This window comes from Myxococcus sp. AB036A, assembly GCF_006547355.1.
Classification (GTDB): Bacteria; Myxococcota; Myxococcia; order Myxococcales; family Myxococcaceae; genus Myxococcus; species Myxococcus virescens.
Genome location: NZ_VHLC01000004.1, coordinates 29,827 through 51,104, shown reverse-complemented (window position 1 = coordinate 51,104; position 21,278 = coordinate 29,827). Strand labels below are relative to the sequence as shown.

At 70.0% G+C, this 21,278-nt stretch carries 18 protein-coding genes; 7 read left to right on the top strand and 11 right to left on the bottom strand.

Annotation, left to right across the window (positions count from 1 at the left end; all coding sequences use genetic code 11):
* Positions 1-78 precede the first annotated feature (78 nt).
* Positions 79-3,276: a type 2 lanthipeptide synthetase LanM family protein gene (locus FL344_RS02725; protein ID WP_228564723.1), complete on the bottom strand. Its 3,198-nt coding sequence runs from the start codon at positions 3,274-3,276 to the stop codon at positions 79-81.
* A gap of 208 nt (positions 3,277-3,484) precedes the next feature.
* Here FL344_RS02725 and FL344_RS02720 point away from each other — a divergent pair, with 208 nt between their 5' ends.
* From FL344_RS02720 to FL344_RS02705, 4 genes are all read left to right on the top strand, one after another.
* Positions 3,485-4,294 (top strand): alpha/beta hydrolase, encoded by an 810-nt coding sequence (locus FL344_RS02720; protein ID WP_141617403.1) that lies wholly within the window; start codon positions 3,485-3,487, stop codon positions 4,292-4,294.
* Between the two features lie 160 nt (positions 4,295-4,454).
* The gene (locus tag FL344_RS02715; protein ID WP_141617402.1) at positions 4,455-5,339 is read left to right on the top strand and encodes an S-methyl-5'-thioadenosine phosphorylase; all 885 of its coding nucleotides are present in this window, start codon (positions 4,455-4,457) and stop codon (positions 5,337-5,339) included.
* The gene (gene mtnA / locus FL344_RS02710; protein ID WP_141617401.1) at positions 5,336-6,442 is read left to right on the top strand and encodes an S-methyl-5-thioribose-1-phosphate isomerase; all 1,107 of its coding nucleotides are present in this window, start codon (positions 5,336-5,338) and stop codon (positions 6,440-6,442) included. Before FL344_RS02715 ends, mtnA begins: the two co-directional genes overlap by 4 nt.
* Positions 6,439-7,110 (top strand): class II aldolase/adducin family protein, encoded by a 672-nt coding sequence (locus FL344_RS02705; protein ID WP_141617400.1) that lies wholly within the window; start codon positions 6,439-6,441, stop codon positions 7,108-7,110. The genes mtnA and FL344_RS02705 overlap by 4 nt, the downstream gene beginning before the upstream one ends.
* On the opposite strand, the gene FL344_RS02700 is transcribed toward FL344_RS02705, so the two are convergent.
* Positions 7,064-8,290 carry a metallophosphoesterase gene (locus tag FL344_RS02700; protein ID WP_194862965.1) on the bottom strand — a complete coding sequence of 409 codons (1,227 nt, stop codon included), beginning with the start codon at positions 8,288-8,290 and terminating at the stop codon, positions 7,064-7,066. The two genes, FL344_RS02705 and FL344_RS02700, sit on opposite strands and share 47 nt — an antisense overlap.
* 105 nt (positions 8,291-8,395) lie before the next feature.
* Positions 8,396-8,929: an FHA domain-containing protein gene (locus FL344_RS02695; RefSeq protein ID WP_141589280.1), complete on the bottom strand. Its 534-nt coding sequence runs from the start codon at positions 8,927-8,929 to the stop codon at positions 8,396-8,398.
* A gap of 198 nt (positions 8,930-9,127) precedes the next feature.
* On the opposite strand from FL344_RS02695, the gene FL344_RS02690 reads away from it, so the two are divergent.
* A complete protein-coding gene (locus FL344_RS02690; RefSeq protein ID WP_141617398.1) occupies positions 9,128-11,173 on the top strand; it encodes a hypothetical protein in 2,046 nt (681 codons plus the stop codon).
* A 66-nt stretch (positions 11,174-11,239) separates the two neighbouring features.
* On the opposite strand, the gene FL344_RS02685 is transcribed toward FL344_RS02690, so the two are convergent.
* From FL344_RS02685 to FL344_RS02675, 3 genes are all read right to left on the bottom strand, one after another.
* Entirely contained in the window at positions 11,240-12,883 is a 1,644-nt protein-coding gene (locus FL344_RS02685) for a long-chain fatty acid--CoA ligase (protein ID WP_141617397.1), read from the bottom strand.
* Between the two features lie 91 nt (positions 12,884-12,974).
* A complete protein-coding gene (locus tag FL344_RS02680; RefSeq protein ID WP_141589277.1) occupies positions 12,975-14,012 on the bottom strand; it encodes a 6-phosphofructokinase in 1,038 nt (345 codons plus the stop codon).
* A gap of 80 nt (positions 14,013-14,092) precedes the next feature.
* Positions 14,093-15,520 (bottom strand): amidase, encoded by a 1,428-nt coding sequence (locus FL344_RS02675; protein ID WP_141617396.1) that lies wholly within the window; start codon positions 15,518-15,520, stop codon positions 14,093-14,095.
* A gap of 67 nt (positions 15,521-15,587) precedes the next feature.
* Here FL344_RS02675 and FL344_RS02670 point away from each other — a divergent pair, with 67 nt between their 5' ends.
* Positions 15,588-16,316 (top strand): glucosamine-6-phosphate deaminase, encoded by a 729-nt coding sequence (locus FL344_RS02670; protein ID WP_141617395.1) that lies wholly within the window; start codon positions 15,588-15,590, stop codon positions 16,314-16,316.
* A 15-nt stretch (positions 16,317-16,331) separates the two neighbouring features.
* Here FL344_RS02670 and FL344_RS02665 read toward each other — a convergent pair whose 3' ends face one another.
* The gene (locus FL344_RS02665; protein WP_141617394.1) at positions 16,332-17,069 is read right to left on the bottom strand and encodes a lytic transglycosylase domain-containing protein; all 738 of its coding nucleotides are present in this window, start codon (positions 17,067-17,069) and stop codon (positions 16,332-16,334) included.
* A 10-nt stretch (positions 17,070-17,079) separates the two neighbouring features.
* Complete coding sequence (locus FL344_RS02660) at positions 17,080-17,808, bottom strand: TetR/AcrR family transcriptional regulator (protein WP_141617393.1); 729 nt, start codon at positions 17,806-17,808, stop codon at positions 17,080-17,082.
* A gap of 98 nt (positions 17,809-17,906) precedes the next feature.
* Between FL344_RS02660 and FL344_RS02655 the strand changes: the two genes are divergently transcribed.
* Entirely contained in the window at positions 17,907-18,467 is a 561-nt protein-coding gene (locus FL344_RS02655; protein ID WP_090488593.1) for a sterol desaturase family protein, read from the top strand.
* A gap of 11 nt (positions 18,468-18,478) precedes the next feature.
* Here the strand turns inward: FL344_RS02655 and FL344_RS02650 are convergent, their stop codons facing one another.
* The 3 genes from FL344_RS02650 to FL344_RS02640 all read right to left on the bottom strand — a co-directional run bounded on the left by FL344_RS02650 (position 18,479) and on the right by FL344_RS02640 (position 21,196).
* Positions 18,479-19,024, bottom strand: coding sequence for a hypothetical protein (locus FL344_RS02650; protein WP_141617392.1), 546 nt, complete (start codon positions 19,022-19,024; stop codon positions 18,479-18,481).
* A gap of 18 nt (positions 19,025-19,042) precedes the next feature.
* Positions 19,043-19,669 (bottom strand): hypothetical protein, encoded by a 627-nt coding sequence (locus FL344_RS02645; protein ID WP_141617391.1) that lies wholly within the window; start codon positions 19,667-19,669, stop codon positions 19,043-19,045.
* A 141-nt stretch (positions 19,670-19,810) separates the two neighbouring features.
* A complete protein-coding gene (locus FL344_RS02640) occupies positions 19,811-21,196 on the bottom strand; it encodes a M28 family metallopeptidase (RefSeq protein ID WP_141617390.1) in 1,386 nt (461 codons plus the stop codon).
* Positions 21,197-21,278 lie beyond the last annotated feature (82 nt).

The following is a 21,278-nucleotide window of genomic DNA, read 5'->3' as shown; positions in this document are numbered from 1 at the left end:
CTCCTCTTGGGTTGTTGGGGGACTGCCAACGGACCGCCAACCCTCGCGGTGCCGGAGTTCGTCGGGAACGAAGCCGCTTCACGAGATGGGAGGGGCCACGGAGAGCACATCCGCCACCCGCTCAGGCGCCGCGAGCCGCAACAGGCCGTGGGCGATGCCCGCGAGCCCCACCATCAGCCCTGGCGTCTCGATGCTGTCGGGCAGGCCATGCAGATAGCCGTGCGACTCGATGCCCTGGAGGATGCCGCCCGCGAGCTGATAGGTGCGCCGCAGCAGCGTGTCATCGTGCAGTGTGCGCGCGGCCTCCAGCAGGAAGAGCACGTTGCCCAGGTCGCCATGACACAGGCCATGGTTGTAGCCGAGGCCTCCCGCGAGCGTTGCGTGGACCGCCGTGGCGATTTCCTCACGCACCCGGTGGTCATCGAGCAGCGGCAGTCCGGAGATGCGCGCCAACCCGATGCCGGGTGCGCCATTGCACCAGCCACACATGAAGGCGGGCCCATCACCGCCGTGCACCCCGGCGTCGGCGCGGAGGTCGGGCCAGTCGCCGGCCTCGGGCGAGAACCGGCCACGCTCATACGCCAGCGCCTCCAGCGCCGTGGTGTGGAAGCGGGACTCTCCCGTGGCCGAGGCCAGCCGCAGCAGCGCCAGCGCGATGCCCGCTCCTCCATGTGCCAGTCCACACAGCGCCTGTCCGCCGGTCGCGGGTGAAAGCCAGCCCATGCCATGGGATTGAGGCGTGGCCGTCTGGAGCAGCTTCTCCCCACAGACGCGCGCGAGCTGTGACGCTCGCTCGGACGGATGTCGCCCCACGAGCGTCAGCAGGCCGAGCAGGGCGCCCGCGCAGCCACTGCCCAGGTCCAGGTGCTCGTCCTGCTCCACGCGGGGAGCCATGGCGTCCACGAAGGATTCGGCGGTCTCGAACAGCGCGCGTTCCCCCCACAGGGCCCCCAGGTGGGTCAGGGCGTAGAGAATGCCGCCCCAGCCATTGAGGAAGCCCACGCCACGGATCTGCGTTGGCGAGGACTCCAGGCGCCAGGTCAGGTGGCGCAATGCGCCTCGGGCTGCCTGCGTGAAGCGTGCTTCGCCCGTCAGGGCTCCGAGCTGCGCCAGCACCAGCGCGATGCCTGAGAGCCCTTGGTAGAAGTCCACTCCCACCTGGACGAGCCGCCACTCCTTCGTGTCGGCCATCTCGAGCGACAGCCAGTGGGAATGGCCCGCGCCGGAGAACGACAGGGCCACCAAGCGCTCTCCCACGCGTCGTGCAGCCGCCAGCAGCGCGTCTGGGTGCGCGGGCTCGGGCGGCTCGCGGAACGGATAGCGGGGGCGCCCGCCAGGGCTTGCCGCCAAGCGGACCCGGTGGAGCGCGCTTCGCAGCAAGCCGAGCTGCCGCTCGTGGTCATCCGGTGACAGCCCCGTCAATCGCCGCCGCGCCCGCTCCAGGCCGGAGTCGTCGAAGAAGTCGGGCAGGTGGCGGCCCGCCCCTGACCACAGGTCCTTCGAGCCGGGCAGGGCGGTGAAGCGGGGGATGTCGCCGCGCTGCAATTCCTCCTGCTCGAAAGGGATGAGGGCCGCCAGGTACGGGCGTTCCTTCACGGCCAGCCAGAGGTGGTCGAAGAAGCGCTGCCGGTCCAGCGCGTCCCCCATCGCATGGGGATGCATGCTCTCGTGCAGCAGGGCGTCGTAACTGGCTGTGCCGCGAAAGAGCACGCGCACGGGCGCGTGCTCGAAAGCCGCGAGCGGCCCTCCAGGGGCGAGCAGCGCATCCCGGTGCTCGGCGAGCAGCCGGTACAGGGTCGAGAACCCCTGCGCGAGCGCGTCCGCCTGCTCCGCCACTGAGATGTCCTGTCCCTCCATGCGAGGACGGTTCGCCGCGCCAGGAATCTCCATCCGGCGCCGCTCGAAGCGGAGCTGGTCCGTGCCGTGCGCCGTCGCCACCAGGTAGCCCAGTGGTGTGAGCTGTCCCTCGCCGGCGCCCAGAGCGCTGAAGTCCACCTCCGTTCCGTCTTTCGCGCGCCAGGCGGGTTGGGGCAACAGCCCGCTCTTGAGCACCGTACCGTTCAGCACCGCGCCGGGTTGCTTCTCCATGTCCCGGATGGAGGCTGCGAGCGTGTGCGGATGGAAGAGCGTCTCCAAGTCCACCAGGACGGGGTGCTCGCCCACCGCGATGAGGTTCTCGTAATGGATGTCGGTGACGTCCAGCGCGTAGAGCAGCGCGACGAGGGCGCCTTGCCGCAGATGGAAGCGCCGCACCTCCTCGGCTGACTGGCAGGGCGCGGCCTCCACGTACTCCATCCACCCGTAGCCGTCCGATGAGAGGACCTCCACCGTGCGCAGCGGAGGCGTGAGGCCGCGCGCGTTCAGCCAGGAGAGGAGTTGCTGGAAGGCAGCCTCCGCCGTGAGCGGGCGCGGCTTGTACACGAGCCGCAGTCCCGAGGCGAAGCGGAGCAGGAAGACGGTGCGTCCACCTCGGTGCGGGTCTGACAGACCGCCTTGGGCCTCCATCAGCAGGCCGGGAGGAACGCCGCCGTGGAAGCGGTGCCACAGCGCGGTGGCGTCCCGGGCCAGCCGCTGCATCAGCTCCACGCCCGTGGCTTCCCACGCGGTGACGTACTCCACGGCTTGCCGCGCAAGCACCGGGTAACGGGCAAGGATGTCGAGCGCCACGTCGCGTCGCCGGAGGTGCTGGGCGAAGTCCAGGAAGCGCGCTTCGGGCGTGTCGCCCTGGAGTCGTCCTTCGAGCTGAGCGATGCGCAGCTCCACCGCGAGCGTCCGTCCCAGCAAGGGCATCAACATTCGCGGGAGCGGCGCGAGCAACATGCGGGCCGTATGCTCGGGCTCGAACGGCACTTCGGGCGTGTCACGCAGGCAGGTGTCCAGGGCGGAGACGAGCCGCGCGTGTGCCGCGTGGACGAGCGGTTCGACCAGGCCGAGCAGGGCCGCGCCCGGTGGCGTGGGCTCCGGCCAGGAGAAGGGCGGCGATATCTCCGACGCGTAAGCCTGCTCGATGACGCGTTGCCACGGCGGAGGCGCGCCCATGCGTGCATGCAGCGCCTCCGCTGGTTCTCCCAGGAGGGTGTGCAGCTCCGCTTCCGTCAGCCCCGAGGCACGCAGGCGCTCGGCCCAGAGTGAGTCCCGCGTGAGTGGTTCTTGTTTGCGCCAGCGCTCCAGCCTGCGCCGCGCGCGGGCCTCATCCACCGCGTCCGGAGTGCCGCGCATCCGGAGCGAAGGCAGCCGTTCTTCCAGGGCATGGCCCAGCACCCAATGAGACGTCACGCCTTCTCCAATCCAGGCAGCGGCCTGGGGTGTCCGAGTCGTCCTGCGGCGTGTCTGTGAGAGGGCTTCCAATCGCTATCGTTGCATTGCCGCTGGTTCGGATGCCAGGGGAGCTGGCTGGACGGGGTGGGAATGACAGGCTCTTCACACCACGGGCGTGACGCCACTCGCCGTCGCACTGCGTTGCGAACTGCGGCACACTGGGCCGATGCTTCGGCTGCGCCGCATGCTCATCCTCACCCTGGCCACCCTCGGATCGCTCTACCTCGTGTTGTGTGTGGCGGTGTTCGCGCTGCAACGCTCCTTGCTCTACCCGGCTCCCAAGGGCACGCAGCCGCTGGCGGAAAGTGACGGCTTCAGCCGCCTCCCGTTGGAGGGCGGCCTGTATGTGGACCTGTTCCACCTGCCGGCACCTCCGGGCGCGCCCACGGTGGTGCACTTCCACGGCAACGGGGAGGAGGTGCTGACGCAGATGGGCCTGGGCAACTTGATGCAAGCGCGGGGGCTGGGCTTCCTCACCGTCGAGTACCCGGGCTATGGCGCGTCACCGGGGCATCCCACGGAGGAAGGCATCTACGCCGCGGCGGAAGCGGCGCTCGCCTGGCTGCGCGCGAAGGGGGTGAGCGCCGAGCAGACAGTGCTCAGTGGCCGCAGCCTGGGGACGGGCGTGGCAGTGGAGATGGCGCGCCGTGGGCACGGTTCACGGGTCATGCTCGTGAGTCCGTACACGTCCATCCCGGACATCGGGGCCACGGCCTTTCCCTTCCTGCCCGTCCGCCTATTGGCCCGGGACTGGTATGACACCGCGTCCAAGGCCGCCGCCGTGAAGCTCCCCGTGCTCATCATCCACGGCGAGGAGGACACCCTCATCCCCGTGGACATGGGGCGCAGGCTGGGCACGCTCTTCCCCCAGGCCGTCGTGGAGACAGTGGCGGGGGCGGGGCACAACGATGTCCTCGAAGACACCGGAAAGGTCTACAGACATCGGATGGCGTCATTCGCGCTGGGAGAACCCTGAGCAGCGGAGTCGGGTGGATTGGATGCTGAAGGGGACCGGGCGCACGGCCCCATGAGCGCTTGGACAGGACCGCGCTCTGGCTTGCTCGAGGCCGCCGCGACTCCTACGCTCCCTGCCGCCGGCGCAGTCCTTGTGCCGGCGTCCACCGGGAGCCCGCCGCATGTCCAACCCCACCTCGCCCGTCATCGGCATCATTGGTGGCAGTGGCCTGTACCAGATGGATGGCCTGACGGACGTCGAATGGAAGAAGGTGACGTCCCCCTTCGGTGAGCCTTCGGACGAGCTGTGCTTCGGCACGCTCGGAGGGCACCGCGTCGTCTTCCTGCCGCGTCACGGGCGAGGCCACCGGCTGGCGCCGACGGACATCAACTTCCGCGCGAACATCGACGCGCTCAAACGCAGCGGGGTGACGGACCTGCTGTCGTTGTCCGCCGTGGGGGGCCTGCGCGAGGAATACCCACCGGGCACCTTCGTCGTCGTGGACCAGTTCATCGACCGGACCTTCGCCCGGGACAAGAGCTTCTTCGGCACGGGGCTGGTGGCGCACGTCTCCATGGCGAAGCCGGTGTGCTCGCGGCTGGGGGACGCGGTGATTTCCGCGTGCGAGGGCCTGGGCGTCGTCGCGCGCCGGGGCGGCACGTACCTGGCCATGGAGGGGCCGCAGTTCTCCTCCGTCGCGGAGAGCCACATGTACCGGAGCTGGGGCTGCGACGTCATCGGCATGACGAACATGCCGGAGGCCAAGCTCGCGAGGGAGGCGGAGCTCTGTTACGCGACGGTGGCCATGGTCACCGACTTCGACTGCTGGCATCCGGACCATGACGCCGTCACGGTGGACCAGGTTGTCTCCGTGCTGCTGGGCAACGCGGGCAAGGCGAAGGGGCTGGTGAAGAACGTGGTGCCGCTGCTCGGGTCGCATACCGGCCCCTGTGCACAGGGCTGCCACAGGGCGCTGGACCACGCCATCATCACCGCGCCCCCGGCCTGGGACGCCGCCATGGTGGAGAAGCTGTCCGCGGTGGCGGGCCGGGTGCTGCGCCGATGAAGGTCCATGGCAAGCCGATGCGCTCCATCTGGCTGGCGCCGGACGCGCAGGCCGCGGAGGCCATTGACCAGACGCGGCTGCCGCATGCGCTCGTCACCGTGCGGCTGACGACGCTGGATGAAGCCGCTCATGCCATCCGGAGCATGCAGGTGCGTGGCGCGCCCCTCATCGGTGCCACCGCGGCCTATGGCGTCTGGCTGGCTTTGCGCGCGGATGCCTCGGACGGCGCGTTGGAGCACGCGCTCGCGGTGCTGCGGGGTACGCGCCCCACCGCCGTGAATCTGCACTGGGCCCTGGATGACATGCGCCAGCTCCTGGCGCCGCTGCCTCCCGCTGAACGGGTGGCTGCCGCGCTTCGCCGCGCGGAGGCCATCAGCGACGAGGACGTGGCCATCAACCGCGCCATCGGTGCGCACGGCCTGAAGCTCCTGGAGGACGCCTGGGCGCGCAAGGGGCGCCAGGGCCGCCTGGAGGTGCTCACGCACTGCAACGCCGGCTGGTTGGCCACGGTGGACTTCGGCACCGCGCTCTCGCCCATCTACCAGGCGCACGACGCGGGCATCCCCGTGCACGTCTGGGTGGACGAGACGCGCCCGCGCAACCAGGGCGCGCAGCTCACGGCCTGGGAGCTGGGGCAGCACGGCGTCCCGCACACCGTCATCGCGGACAACGTGGGGGGCCACCTGATGCAGCACGGGCAGGTGGACCTGTGCATCGTCGGCACGGACCGCACCACGGCCCAGGGCGACGTGGCGAACAAGATTGGCACCTACCTCAAGGCACTGGCGGCGAAGGACAACGGCGTGCCCTTCTACGTGGCGCTGCCCTCGCCCACCATCGACTGGACGCTGCGGGATGGGGTGCGTGAGATTCCGATTGAACAGCGCGACGGCACGGAGCTGAGCGACGTCACCGGACGTTTGGCGTCGGGCGAGGTGGCCACGGTGCGGATTACGCCGGAGGGGAGCCCCGCGGCGAACTACGCCTTCGACGTGACGCCCGCGAGGCTGGTGACGGCGCTCATCACCGAGCGCGGCGTGTGCCCGGCTTCGCATGACGGGCTGCTGTCGCTCTTTCCGGAGCGGCGCGGGAGGGCGGAATGAGCGGTGCGTGCGAGCACCTCGCCCTGCGCGAGTCGATGATTGCCACCGCGCGGCGGATGAATGCGTCCGCGCTCAACCAGGGCACTTCCGGCAACCTGAGCGTGCGGGTGGAGGCCGGCTTCCTGCTGACGCCCACCGGCATGGACTACGACTCGCTGGTGCCGGAGGACCTGGTCCTCATGCGCTTCGACGGCAGCCACGAGGGTCGCCGGAGTCCGTCCTCGGAGTGGCAGCTCCACCGGGACATCCTGGCCGCCAGGCCGGAGGTGGGCGCGGTGCTGCATGCGCACTCCATGTTCTGCACCACGCTGGCGTGCCTGCACCGGGGCATTCCCGCCTTCCACTACATGGTGTCCGCCGCGGGCGGCACGGACGTGCGCTGCGCGCCCTATGCCACGTTCGGCACGCCGGAGCTCGCGGCCCACGTGCTGGCCGCGCTGGAGGGGCGCAAGGCCTGCCTGATGGCGAACCACGGCATGGTGGCGGTGGGCAGGGACCTGCCGGCGGCCTTCAAGCTGGCCGTCGAAGTGGAGACGCTGGCCGCCATGTACTGGCGGGCGCTCCAGGTGGGTGAACCGGTGCTGCTGGACGGCGCGGAGATGGCGCGCGTCCTGGAGAAGTTCAAGACGTACGGCCAGCAGCCGGCGCTCCCGTCGCGCGAAGCGTGAGGACCGTCACCTCTGTCGGTACGCCGATGCGGAAGGGCAGCCAGTGCCCCGTTCCGCCGGACACGTAGAGCTGGTGGTCGCCGTGGCGGTAGCGGCCCAGCATGTACTTGAAGGCGAACCAGAAGGCCGAGACGCCCAGGAAGGCCACCTGTCCGCCGTGGGTGTGGCCGGCCAGCGTCAGCCGGGCGCCGCGCTCGGCCGCGAGCGGGAAGAAGTCCGGATGGTGCGTCAGGCAGAGCACCACCTCTTCGGGTGCCACGTCGCGGAAGCCGGCTTCCGCGGACTGCTGCATGCGCTCCGCCTTCACGCGGTGACTGCGGCCGGACATGGGGTAGTCCACGCCCACCACGCGCACGCGCTGGCCGGCGTGCTCGAAGGCATGGGACGTGTCCACCAGCAGGCGCACGGGGCCGCCGCGCGCCTCCACGTCGGCGTAGGCCTGGAGGATGGCCTCCAGGCCGCGCCAGTGCTCATGGTTGCCCAGGATGGCGAGCATTCCGTGGCGGGCCTTGCACTCCGACAGCGCCGCCATGGTGCCGTCGAGCTGGTCCAGGTCGTCGATGAGGTCGCCCGTCATCACCTGGAGGTCCACCTTGGCGTCGTTCATCGCCCGCACGGCGTCTTGCAGGTACTGGGTGTCGATGAACGTGCCGACGTGGACGTCCGTAATCTGGCCGATGCGGAACCCGTCCATCGCCGGAGGCAGGCCGGAGAGGTGGATGTCGACCTCGCGGACGGAGAACTGCGTGTAGCCGTTGGCGAGCCCCACCGAGCTCGTCCCGGCCGCCAGCAACGGCACCGCGCGGCCGGCGTTCGTCAGCAGGTTGCGGCGCGCCATGTTCACCGGCGGGGCGGGGGTGGCCTCGGGCGCGGTGAGGGGCGGCTCCTGACGGGCGGGCCGGTCCAGCCACCTGCGCAGCAGGAGGAAGGGCGCGCCGGCGAGGACAATCATGATGATGGCGACGGACCAGCCCACGGAGAAGACGCGCAGGGCCGCATCCCCCACGGGAAGCTGCGCGTGCCGTCCGGCCACCGCGGAGTAGAGCCACGCCACCAGGGACAGGAAGGTCCCCAGCGCGAAGGCACCCAGGCGCCACTTCCGGAGCAGGCCGGGCCACAGCGACCGGAGCACGGCCCAGGCGCCGACGTTGAAGACGAGGAGGAACAGCAGCCTGCCCATTGACGGTGCTCCCGTAGCGTGAAGGGGAACAGTCATAGCCGGGGCGGGCGACACGCGCCGCAGGAAGTGGCTGGGGCTTGGACGGAATGTTCCGTCCCCGGCCCCTCAGCCCCGGCTGGGACTGGCCATCCGCAGGTGGGCGTGGAGCGTCTCCGTGCGCAGGTAGAGGAACTGGGCATCGCCAAAGGCCAGGGCGTCGCCGTCGTTGAGCATCCGGTCCTGGTCCGGCCCCAGCGAGGAGGCGTTGACCCAGGTGCCATTCATGGAACCCTGGTCGCGCACCGAGCAGTCACCGGCCTGGGCGTGCCACCGCAGTGTCGCGTGGTGCTTGGACACGGACGGGTCGGGTACCACCAGGGAGCAGCCTTCGATGCGCCCCACGGAGAACTCCTCTCCCTCCGCCTCCGGCCTGAGGAAGTGGACCTCCAGGGCATCGAACCCGCGCAGCATGACGAACAGCCGGTCCACGAGCCGTGTCCGGTGGGCCATGCCCACGGTGCGTGCCTCGCCGAGCCGCATGGCCACCTGTTGGAAGACGGGCTCGGGAGGCTGTTGGACCAGCACGACGCGGCCGGATGCTTCGAGGAAAGCTTCCAGGGTTGCCAGAGCGAACGGGCGCAGTTGCTTGACGGACGGCATGGTGCTCGCACCATAGACCGCGTTGCGCGAAGTTGGCGCTGGAGCGCGTCCATTCCCCATGGAGTGTCCACCGCCGGTCGGGAGCCGCGCCGTCCTTCCGCGCCATGACGCGCGCGACCTTTCTTGAGGGAAATGCGTCCGCTTTCATCGCGCCGGGGCAGCTGAACCCCTTCCGCGAAGCCCTCCAGGAGCGACGACATGATGATGCGGATGAAGCGGTATGGCGCTGGACTGTTGACGGCGTGGTTGCTGGCGGTGGCTCCCGCCTGCGGCGACTCGGATGAAGGCGCGCCACCGGACGCGGGATTGCCCGACGCGGGCGACAGTGGGAGCCCGGATGCGGGAGACAGCGGCACGCCCGATGCGGGTGAGGAGCTGCCTCCGCTGATGGTGCCCGCGGGCTGCAACCCGTTGGCCTCCGAGCATGACTGCCTCCTGCCATACCCCTCCGACTACTTCCTCGAGGAGGATGCGGCGCTGCCGTCCGGCCACCGGGTGCGCCTCTCCGAAGCGGCGAAGCTGAAGGCACCGGACGGCGCCGCGTTCGACTTCACGGACCTCCACCCGGCGGACGGCTACTCCCACGGCACGCAGGTGCTCGCGCTCTTTCCGGACGGTGTGGATGACGCGCGCCTGCCGTCGGTGACGAGCCCCACCGCAGCGACGAATGGGAACACGGTGTTCCTCGACGCGGAGCGCGGCGAGGGCGTGCTCCACTTCGCGGAGCTGGACCCCAGGGCTCCGGACGACGCGCGCCGCGCCTTGCTGCTGCGGCCCGCAGTGCGGCTGCGCAACACGGCCCGCTACATCATCGCGCTGCGCGGGCTGACGGCGAAGGACGGCACGCCCGTGCCGGTGCCCGAGGGCTTCCGGCGCATCCGGGATGGCCAGACGGCGGGAGACCCGCTGCTGGCGCCCCTGGCCGCCAGATACGAAGCGGACATCTTCCCGGCGCTGGAGGCCGCGGGTGTGCCGCGCGCGGAGCTCCAGCTCGCGTGGGACTTCACCACCGAGTCGCAAGAGGGCGTCACGCAGGACATGCTCCAGGTGCGCCGCCTGGCGATGGAGGCGCTGGAGGCCACGCCCCCCGCCGTCACGGTGACGGAGGTGCGAGATGACGTGGACGCCAACGTCGCCCGGCGCATCACCGGCACCTTGCGCGTCCCACTCTTCCTGGAGAGCGACCAGCCTGGTGCGCTGCTCGCCCGTGACGAGGAAGGCCGTGTGCGGCGCAATGGCGACGCGGAGGTGCCTTTCACGCTCCAGATTCCTCGCAGCGTCTGGGGGCAGTCCGTGGCGCCGGTGCGCTTGCTCCAGTACGGCCACGGCTTCTTCGGCCGGCAGGCGGAGGCGGATGGTTCCTTCGTCCGGCCCTTCATCCAGGCCACGAGGATGGTGGTGCTGACGGTGGACTGGTGGGGCATGTCACAGACGGACGCGCCGGGCGTGCTCCAGGCGATGGCGGGCAACCCTGGCCAGACGCTGCGCTTCACCGACCGCGTCCACCAGGGCATGGTGAATCAGCTCGCCGTGACGTACGCGGCCCGGACGACCTTGGGGGCGCTGACCGAGCTGCAGGACGACGGCGTGCGCGTCTTTGACCCGGAGCAGACGTACTTCTACGGCATCAGCCAGGGCCACATCCTGGGCGGCACGTACGTCGCGCTGTCGCCGCACGTCTCACGGGCCGTGTTCAGCGTGGGCGGGGCGGACTTCTCGCTGATGATGTTCCGCGCCCGGCCCTTCGGCATGTTCCTGGATGCGATTGCCCAGACGGTGCCGGACGCGCTCGACCAGCAGAAGTTCGCGGCGCTGACGCAGACGTCCTTCGACCGCATCGACCCGCTCACCTATGCGCCGCACGTGCTCCAGGAGCTGTATCCCGGAGCGCCCGCGTCGCGTCGGGTGCTGGTGCAGTACGGCCTGGGGGATGCGCAGGTTCCCAACGTGGCCACCGAGCTGCATGCCCGCGCCATGGGATTGACGCAGCAACTGCCCGCCACCTGGCGCGTGCCCATGCTGCCCGCGGCAGAGGGAACGGTGGAGGGCTCGGCGCTGGTGCAGTTCGACTTCGGGCTGCCGCCGCCGCTGCCCGGCACCGTGGCGGACCTGCCGGCTGCCGACAATGCCGTTCACGAAGGCGTGCGCCGGGATGACGACGGACGGGAGCAGGTGGACCGGTTCCTGCGGCCAGACGGGCAGGTGGAGGTCACCTGCGACGGCATCTGCCTGGGTGGCAACTAGCGCAGGGCCAGAAGTGACCTCCGCGCGTCAGAGGTGGACGCGTGGAGGTCACTGCCTCATCGCGGTCTACGTCGCCGCGTCCGCCTTCGGATTCTTCAGCAGGTGGTCGCCGTAGTCCTCGCGCAGCTTCGTCTTGAGGAACTTGCCGGTGGACGTCCGCGGCACCTGCGGGACGAAGACATAGTCATCCGGCAGCCACATCTTCGCGAACTGGCCCGCCAGGTGCGCGGTCAGCTCCTCCTTCGTGACCTGCTGTCCCTCCCTCAGTGCCACCGCGGCCAGCGGGCGCTCATCCCACTTCGGATGTTTCCCAGCGAAGACGGCCGCCTCCAGCACCGCCGGGTGCGCCATCAGCGCGTTCTCCAGCGCCACGGAGGAGATCCACTCACCGCCCGACTTGATGACGTCCTTGCTCCGGTCGCAGATGCGCACGTAACCGTGCGAGTCGATGGTCACCACGTCGCCTGTCTTGAACCAGCCGTCCTTCGTGAAGCGGTCCGCGCCCTCGTCGCTGAAGTAGGACGACGCGACCCAGGGCCCCCGGACCTCCAGTTCGCCCATCGTCTCCCCATCCCAGGGCAGCAGCGTGCCGTCGTCGCTGGCGACGCGCGTCTCCACGAACGGCAGCGCGAACCCCTGGGACGCCCGCGCCGAGGACTTCGTCTCTGGCGCCGCCTGCCGCAGCGGCCCCTTGACCTTCGCCATCGTTCCGACGGGGCTCATCTCCGTCATGCCCCACGCGTGAACCACTTCCAGTCCATGCCGCTGCTGGAAGCCCTCAATCAGAGACGGAGGCGCCGCCGAGCCACCAATCAGCATCGACCGCATGCTGCTCAGGTCCCACTTGTTCGGCGATTGGTCCAGCAGCGCGAGGATGCCAATCCAGATGGTGGGCACGCCGCCCGCCAGGGTGACCTTCTCCGCCGCCATCAAGTCCAGCAGGGAGGGCGGGTCCAGGTGCGGCCCGGGGAGCACCAGCTTCGCGCCGGTGAGGACGGCGTCGAAGGCCAGTCCCCACGCGGCGGCGTGGAACATGGGCACCACCGGCATCACCGCGTCCGCCTCGCGCATGCCCGTCACGTCCGTCATGCAACACGCCAGGGCGTGCAGCACGGTGGAGCGGTGGCTGTAGAGCACGCCCTTCGGATTGCCCGTGGTGCCCGACGTGTAGCAGAGCATCGACGCGGAGTTCTCATCGAGCTGGGGAAAGTCGAAGTCCGGGGACTCGGCCGCCAGCAGTGCTTCGTAGTCGAGCGTCCCCTCCGGCGCGGGGCCCGCGTCCGGCACCACGATGACGTGGCGGATGCTGGGCACCGCGTCCTTGAACTTCTCGAACAGCGGCAGCAGCGAGCGGTCCACCACCACCACGGAGTCTTCCGCGTGCCGCGCGATGTAGCCCAGGTCATTGGGGTGCAGGCGCAGGTTGAGCGTGTGCACCACCGCGCCCATGCACGGCACGCCGTAATACACCTCCAGGTGCCGGTAGTGATTCCAGCTCAGCGTGGCCACCCGGTCCCCCGCCTTCACGCCCAGCCGCGTCAGCGCGTTGGCCAGCTGGCACGTGCGCGCGTAGAAGTCCGCGTACGTGTAGCGGTGCAGCGACTTGTCCGGGTTGCGGCTGACGATTTCCGAGCGTGGGTAGAACGTCCGTGCACGCTCCATCAAGTGGCTCAGCGTGAGCGGGAAATCCATCATGCGGCCTGGCAGCATCGGCACCCTTCCTTGTGACGGCGTGAGGAGGTGCCGATGCTAACGGAGCGCGGACCCGTGCTTCATCCGCGCTCCGCGATGCTGCGTCGCGTCAGCCGAAGAAGACCTGGGCGACTTCGAAGAACTCCTGCGGGACGCGCTTGAGCTCGCGGGTGGCGTCCGACAGGTCCACGCTGATGATGTCGTTGCCTCGCAGCGCGGCCATCTTCCCGAACTCGCCGCGAGCCACCATGTCGCAGGCGTGGACGCCGTAGCGGGTGGCGAGCACGCGGTCATGCGCGGTGGGGGCGCCGCCGCGCTGGATGTGGCCCAGCACGGACACGCGCGTCTCGAAGCCGGTGCGCCGCTCGATTTCGTGCGCCAGGATGGTGCCCACGCCACCGAGCCGGGGCCTGCCTGCCTCGTCCAGCGCTCCGCTGGTGACGAGCTGCTCCTGCTGGTCCGCGGACAGCTTGATGCGCGTGCCCTCCGCCACCACGACGATGGAGAAGGTGCGTCCGCCCGCGTGGCGGCGCTGGATGTGCTCGGCCACCTTCGCCAGGTCGGCGGGAATCTCCGGCACCAGGATGACGTCCGCGCCGCCAGCGATGCCCGCGTAGGTGGCAATCCAGCCTACGTGACGGCCCATCACCTCGCAGACGATGACGCGCTTGTGCGACTCCGCGGTGGAGTGCAGCCGGTCAATGGCCTCGGTGGCGATGGCGACGGCCGTGTCGAAGCCGAAGGTGAAGTCCGTGGCGTTGATGTCGTTATCGATGGTCTTCGGCACACCGACGATGCGCAGCCCTTCCTGCGACATGCGCGTGGCGGCCGACAGCGTGCCTTCACCACCAATGGCGATGACGGCGTGGATGCCGTTGCGTTCGATGGCGCGCTTGACGCGCTCCAGCCCGTTTTCGACCTTGAACGGGTTGACGCGCGAGGTGCCGAGGATGGTGCCGCCCCGGTGGAGGATTCCGGACGTGGTTTCACGCGTGAGGCGGAAGTGGTTGTCCTCCAACAACCCCTTCCAGCCATCTCGGAGGCCCATCATCTCGAAGCCGTGGGCGTTGGCGCGGCGGACGACGGCGCGGATGACGGCGTTCAGGCCGGGGCAGTCGCCCCCGCCGGTGAGCACGGCGACTTTCATGGAGAAACGTTCTATCGCGCCCGGCGCCAGACGCGATGTCCAAGTTCGCCCGAGCGCTCACCCGGGGACCTTCCAACCATCTATCCGAACACCGGTGGACGACGCTGGGCCCAGGGGCGGGCAGCCTCCAACTGGGCGGCGAGCCGGAACAGGGTGGCTTCATCTCCAAAGCGCCCCATGAACTGAACGCCCACGGGCAGGCCGTCCGGGCTCCAGTGGAGCGGCAGGCTCATGGCGGGCAGCCCCGTGGTGTTGGCCATCGGGCAGAGGGAGGCGAAGGCGCCCGCGCGGAGCAGCGGGGCCAGGGGCTCGCCCGGTGGCGAGGAGAACGTGCCCAGTGGCGGCGCGAGCTCGTTGAGGGTGGGCATCAGCCAGACGTCCACGTCGTCGAAGTGATGGAGCGCGGCGCGGCTGTGACGCTGCAATTCCGCGCTGGCGCGCAGATAGGCGGACAGGCCCTGGTCCAGGCCATATTGGTAGAGGGCCCAGGTGAAGGGCTCAAAGTGCGAAGCCTCCGGACTGCGTCCCAGGCGCTCGGCCATCGCGTCGATGCTGAAGACGACGCCCGCGGTCCACACGGTGATGAAGTGCTGGCCCACCGCGTCATCACCGGGCACCTCCAGGCTGCCCTCGTCCACGTGGTGGCCCAGGTCCTCCAGCAGCCGGGCCGCGGAGTGGATGGCGGCCAGGCACTCCGGGTGGAGCGCGGCGCCCATGGGGTTTCGTACGGCCACGCGGATGCGCAGGCGGCCCGGGGGCGTGTTGACCTCCTGGGTATAGGGCCGGGCCTTGGCTGGGGCCTGGTACGGCGTCCCCGCGTCCGCGCCGCAGGTGACGTCGAGCAGCGCCGCGCTGTCTCGCACGGAGCGGGTGAGGGCGTGTTCGGTGACGAGCCAGTGGACGGCGTCCGCGATGTCGCCGCCCATGGGGTTGCGGCCCCGGGTGGGCTTGAGGCCGAAGAGGCCACATGCGGCGGCGGGGATGCGGATGGAGCCGCCGCTGTCCGTCGCGTGGGCGAAGGGCACCATGCCGCTGGCCACCGCCGCCGCCGCGCCGCCGCTGGACCCGCCCGGAGAGCGCGAGGTGTCCCAGGGGTTGCGGCAGGGCCCGTGCAGCTCGCCCTCCGTGGTGGGGAGCAGCCCCATCTCCGGCGTGTTCGACTTGCCCAGCACCACCAGGCCGCTGCGCCGGTGGCGCTTCACCAGCTCGCTGTCCTGGTCTGGAACGTAGTCCTTCCCGAAGCGCGAGCCGTGAGTGAGCGGGTGACCCTCCTGGGCCGTGAGCAGGTCCTGGAGCAGGAAGGGGACGCCGGTGAAGGGGCCCGGAGGCAGCGTTCCCCGGGCTCGCTCGCGCGCCTGGTCGAATTGCGTCTGGACGACTGCGTTGAGCGTCGGGTTGAGGCGCTCGATGCGGGCAATGGCCGCATCCACGAGCTCGAGCGGCGTGGCCTCCCGGCGCCGGACGAGCTCCGCCTGTGCCGTCGCGTCGAGACTGACAAAGGGGTCCATGTCCCTGACTCTGTCATGATTCACGCGGCCTGGAAGCGCACCCGGTGCATGCCTATGTTTCGGACCCATGCGCATCCGCGTCTTCGATTCCGAGCGGGAGGCCGCCGCCACGTGCGCCCAGCGAATCGCCCGAGCGGTGACGGCACGCCCCTCCCTGGTGCTGGGGCTCCCCACGGGGCGCACGCCGCTCAATGTGTACCGGGAGCTGGTGGAATTGTTCACACGCGGCGGTTTGGATTGGGCCCAGGTCCGCACCTTCAACCTGGATGAGTTTCTGGGTGTGTCGGCGGACGACGCGGGCAGCTTCCGCGCCTACATGGAGCGGCACCTCTTCCAGCACGTCAACCTGTCGCCCGCGAACATCCAGTTCCTGGATGGTGCGGTGGAGGACGCGGAGGCGGAGTGCGCGCGCTACGAGGCCCGGCTGGCCGAAGCGGGCGGACTGGACCTGGTGCTGCTGGGGCTCGGTTCGAACGGGCACCTGGCCTTCAACGAGCCGGCGGACGGACTGCGCGCGCGGTGTCACCGGACGCGGCTGAGCCGTCAGACGCGCGAGGCCAACCTCATGCTCTTCGGGGATGACCCGTCGCGCGTGCCGATGGAGGCGCTCACGCTGGGCATGGCCAGCATCCTCCAGGCACGGCAGGCGCTGCTGCTGGCTTTCGGCGAGTCCAAGACGGAGGCGGTGCGCGGCATGGTGAAGGGCCCCGTGTCCCCCCGGTGTCCCGCCTCTTTCCTCCAGCTCCACCCGGACGTCGAGGTGTGGCTGGACCCGGCAGCGGCTCGCGCGCTGTAAGGCGCTGCGCCCGCCTCAGCTCCGGCCATTCTCCGCGGGCGCGGCGGGCTTCTTCGGCTCCTTCGCCGCGGACGCCGGTGCCTTTGAGCGTGCCGGAGCCACCGGCTTCGGCTTCGGCTTCGCCACGGGCTTCACCGCGGGCGGCGCCTTCCGCGGCGGAGGCGGGCGTGTCAGCTCCCACGCCGCGAGCACCTTGGGCACGTAGAACTCCGTCTCGCCATTGCGCGGCACACGGCCATTCACGGAGCCTGGGCCCGCGTTGTATGCGGCCACCGCGAGCCGCACGTCACCGAAGCGCCGCAGCTGCTGGGCCAGATAGCGCGCGCTGCCGTCAATCGCCGGCTCCGGGTCGAACGGGTCCTTCACGCCCAGCATGGCCGCGGTGCCGGGCATCAACTGTCCGGGCCCCATGGCTCCCGCCGGGGAGATGCGGTGCACGCGCGTCTCCGACTCCACCTGCACCAGCGCGCGCAGCAGCCCCGGGGGAAGGCGGTGCCGGCGCTCGGCCGCGTCGATGACGGGCTCCAGGGGCGCGTGTCCCTCCACCAGGCACGACGGCCGGTGCGCCAGATACGCGCGCAGCGCGCCCGCCTTGGCCTCCAGGAACGAGAAGGACAGCGGCGACACGAAGCTGTTGCCGAACCAGGCCACCGCGACGTTGAGCAGCACCACCGGCGCGAGCACACACGGCAACCACCACGCCCACCCGGGCACCGTCATCCCCTCACGCCGTGCCGCCCGCTTGCGTCCCACCCCTCCACCCTTAGGGGCGCTTGGGGCCTCCGTCCAACTTCCGGCGCCCAGGGCGGACCTCCGGGGGAAGGCGCAGCCCGTCCAACACCAGCGTGGTGAGCGCGTCCGGCAGCTCCAGCGGATTGCCGATGTCCTCCTCGCTCAGCACCGCCAGCAGCAGCCGCTCCACGGCGCCCACCACCGCCAGTCCGCTCACCGCCGGACGGATGGGGCGCAGCAGCCCGCTGGTGTGCGCCTTCTGCGTGATGTCCACCGCGTGACGCGCCACCTGCCGCGCCAGCTCCGCCACCTTCGTCCGCGCCCCCACGGCGGGCCCCCGGGACTCCTGGAGGTACAGCCGCACCACGCCCGGGTACTGGAGGAGGGCGCCGGCAATCACCGCCGCCACCGCGCGGTACGCGTCGAACATGGCCTCCACGTTGCGCGCCTCCGCCAGGGAGTGGCCGCACGTCTCCAGCCCGGCCAGCAGCTCGCGGCGCACCGGCTCCAGCAGGCTGTCCACCAGCGCCGCCTTGTCGTCGAAGTACCGGTAGAACGTCCCCTTGGCCACCCCGGCCGCCTGGGTGATGTCGTCGATGGTGACGCCATCCAGGCCCCGCGCCAGGAACAGCTTCAGCGCGGCGTCCTCCAGTGACTGCTCTCGCTCTCGGCGGTGGGCCTCGCGTCGGCCCCCGGGCCGTGCGGGCGGCTTGCCCGTCTCCTGGGCGCCATCCGCCCGCGTGCCATCCCGGCTCGCCATTGCCGTGCGCTCCAGTCCATTGCGCGGTAGAAAAAGAGTGACCAAATAGTCATTTATGGGAAGCGAAGCGCCGGCCGGGCGCTTCGCCGGAGGCGACGATGATCGGCATCCCCCTGGGCTGGGTTTACTCCAATTTCGGTGAATGGGTCCTTCACAGGTCCGTCCTGCACGGCCTGGGGAAGAACCGGAAGAGCTTCTGGAGCTTCCACTGGCACGAGCACCACCAGAAGTCGCGGCGCCACGACATGGTGGATGACCAGTACATGCGCTCGCTGTGGAGCTGGTCGGCGCAGACCAAGGAGCTGATGGGGCTGGCGGTGCTGGCGCTGGCCCACGCGCCGCTGTTGCCGGTGGCGCCCTTCTTCGTGGGGACGGTGTGGGCCTGCGCGGCGAACTACTACTTCGTCCACCGGCGCGCGCACCTGGACCCGAAGTGGGCGCGTGAGCACCTGCCGTGGCACTACGACCACCACATGGGCAAGGACCAGAACGCGAACTGGTGCGTGACGCACCCGTTCTTCGACCTGGTCATGGGCACGCGGCGCGAGTTCCTCAACGTGCAACCTCCCGCATCCAAGCAGCCCGCGCCCGTCGAACAGCCCGTGCCCGCGCCCGTGGAGGCCCGGAAGCGCGCGGCGGCGGCTTCCGGGCTCCGGTAGCGGCGGGCGGCCTAGAACACCAGGTCGAAGTAGTTGGCGTGCGCCTTCACGCCCGCGCAGGCGCGCAGCGAGGCGGTCCAGTCCTCGGAAGGCAGCGTGCCCCGGGCGTCGAAGATGAACTCGAGCTCGGGCTGCCGGGCCAGGTCCATCAGGTCCACCGGGCCGGTGCTGGTGAGCTGGAGGGTGCGCGTGGGCGCGGTGCTGGTGCGCGTGTACTCACCGATGACGTGGGTGTCGTTGGAGCCCGGCAGGCGCACGGAGACGTTGGCGCGCTCCACGCCGCTCAGGTCCGTGTCGGCCGTCACCTCGAAGAGGCGCAGCCGGAGCTCGGTTTCGATGTCCGTGTCCTCGGGCAGCGGGTCGGAGATGTCACCCAGCGGGAAGGTGATGCTCCGCTCCACGTTGACGGTGAGCGGCAGCGCCGCGGGGAAGGACAGGTCGCGCTCCGTCTTGCAGATCTCCTCGGCCTCGGCCTCGATGAAGAAGAGGGATTCACAGCCGGTGGCGAGCATCGCGATGCTGGAGAGGAGCAGGATGCGGAAGGAAGTCGTTCGCATGGTTGAAAAGCTCCTGGCTCAGAAGAAGTAGAGGATGAAGCCCAGCTTCACGGAGGGCATGGTGGCGCGCACGGAGAGGTTCCTCGCGGTGACGTCCGGGTCATCCGTGGCGTCCTGGAGCAGGGCGCTCGCGTCGTCCACGCCCAGGTCCACGTAGCTGAGGCCCAGGTGCAGGAAGAAGTTGAAGCGGCTGGCCGCGCCCACCTCCAGGCCCACGCTGCCGGTGACGTAGTTGTACGTCACGTCGCGAATGGCCGCGCTGGCCCGGCTCGGCGTCGCGCCCAGCCAGTCCACCACGTCGTTGTAGTCCGAGCCGAAGTAGTGCCCCGCCTCCACGTTGAAGGACGGCGCCACGAAGGTCTGCATCGGCAGGACGCTCAATCCGCCGCGCAAGCCGAAGCTGAGCGTGTTGGTGGTGGGGCCCGCTTGCAAGCGCAGCCACGGCAGCGGCCGCAGCACCGCGGACAGGCCCACGCCGTGCGGCGCACCCGCGTCCAGCATGAGGCCAAAGCGGTGAGGGGTATCCGACCCGTCGGCCAGGGCCGGTGTCGCGGCCCCCAGGCCCAGGGCGCACGTGAGCGCCGCGCCGTGCCGTCCCAGCAGGAATGTCCTTTGTCGTTTCGTCGAGGATGTCGCCATCGTCATGTCGTGTTCCAGCGTCTTCCGGCCCGGTGGCCATCATTCGCGCGACCGGGCGGAAAAAGAAGCGACGTCAGGAAAAATGACGGCGGGAAGAGGCCGCTTCGGCGCTGGTATCCGACATTGGCGGTCAGGGCCGCCGGTATTTCAGGGCTCTGTCGTCCGATTGGCGGCGAGCCCGATGACGTTGACCATCAAATCCTTGATGCGGCGCGGTTTCTCTCCGCCGTTGTCGCGGAGGATGAGGTCGATGTCGTCGTCGGCCCGGTGGTACTCGGGGATGAGGTCTCCGCCGCCGTTGGGGTTGGACAGGCCCTCGAACATGAAGAGGACGTCCTCGCCCTTGCGCCCGAAGGACGCACCGTCCTGCCGGTCGCGGAACACGTTGATGTCCCGGTTGATGCGGTCGAACGGGTCATCGAGCTTCGCGTTCGCCTGGTCCAGCACTTCCCGGAAGTAGTTGGGCTGTCCGCGCGAGTTGGTGTCCACCACCGACAGGCGCTGGTCATCCCAGCGGCCCACCATGTCCACGTTGATGACGCCGGCAATCTCCTCCATGCCGAGCCCCGGAATCGGGTGGTCCACGAAGTACTGCGAGCCCACCAGGCCCTTCTCCTCGGCGCCCGTCCACAGCAAGAGCACGGAGCGGTCCAGCTCGCCGCGCTTGGCCGCCTCCGCCAGCTCCGGCACCGCCGCCATCAGCACCGCGCTGCCGGAGGCGTTGTCGTCCGCGCCGTTGAGGACGTTGCCGCGCCGGTCCACGCCGTCGTGGTCCAGGTGGGCCATCACCACGATGACCTCGTCCTTGTTCGGCCCCGAGCCCGGTAGCAGCGCCATGGTGTTCACCGCCTGGCCGGACGCGGAGGCCAGCTGGCGCAGCTCCTCCACGCTTCGCTGCGCCCCCTCGCGCGGCGGCGCCAGGGGCAGGCCGCGTGCGTTCATCGACTTCTCGTACTGCTGGTTGAGCAGCGCGAGCGTCTCCTTGGGCATGTTGTCGTCGAGGTAGAAGCCGCCCTCGAACAGCGCGTGTCCGTAGGTGCTCGGCGTGTGGGCGTGCTCGCCCGACTCGCCGCGCACCCCGGGCCGGCCCGCGAACGAGTACACGTCGAAGCGCTGCTCGAAGGGGTTCTCCGGGTTGTTCGTGTTGGGGCCGACGAGGCCGTACTTCTGCACGTGCTGCTGCACGTACAGCGACGCGGCATCCAGACCGGCTGACGGGCTGTCGCGGCCCTGGAGCTCGTCCGAGGACAGGTACGCGATGTGCGTCATCGGGTCCGAATCCACCGCGACGCTGTCCACCTCCGGCTCCGGCGCGGGGGTCGGCTCCACCGGCGCGGTGGGCGGCGGCGTGGGCACGGTGCACACGAGCGGCCGGGGCGCGCGGGCCGATGACTCGAAGCGGTCCGCGTTCCAACCGGGGGGCGCGCTGGCGGGCTTCGCCGGGGGCTCGGAGGCCCGGGTGTCCTTCGCCACGGCGGCGCGCGACGGAAGTGAGGGGAGAGGACGCGGGCTGTCGCTGACTTTCGTGGCCATGGTGGAGGAATCCCGGTGCGCGTGGGGGTGGCGCGTCTTGGAATTATCCGTCCCAGCCGTCCGAGAGTTGTGTGCCTTCTTT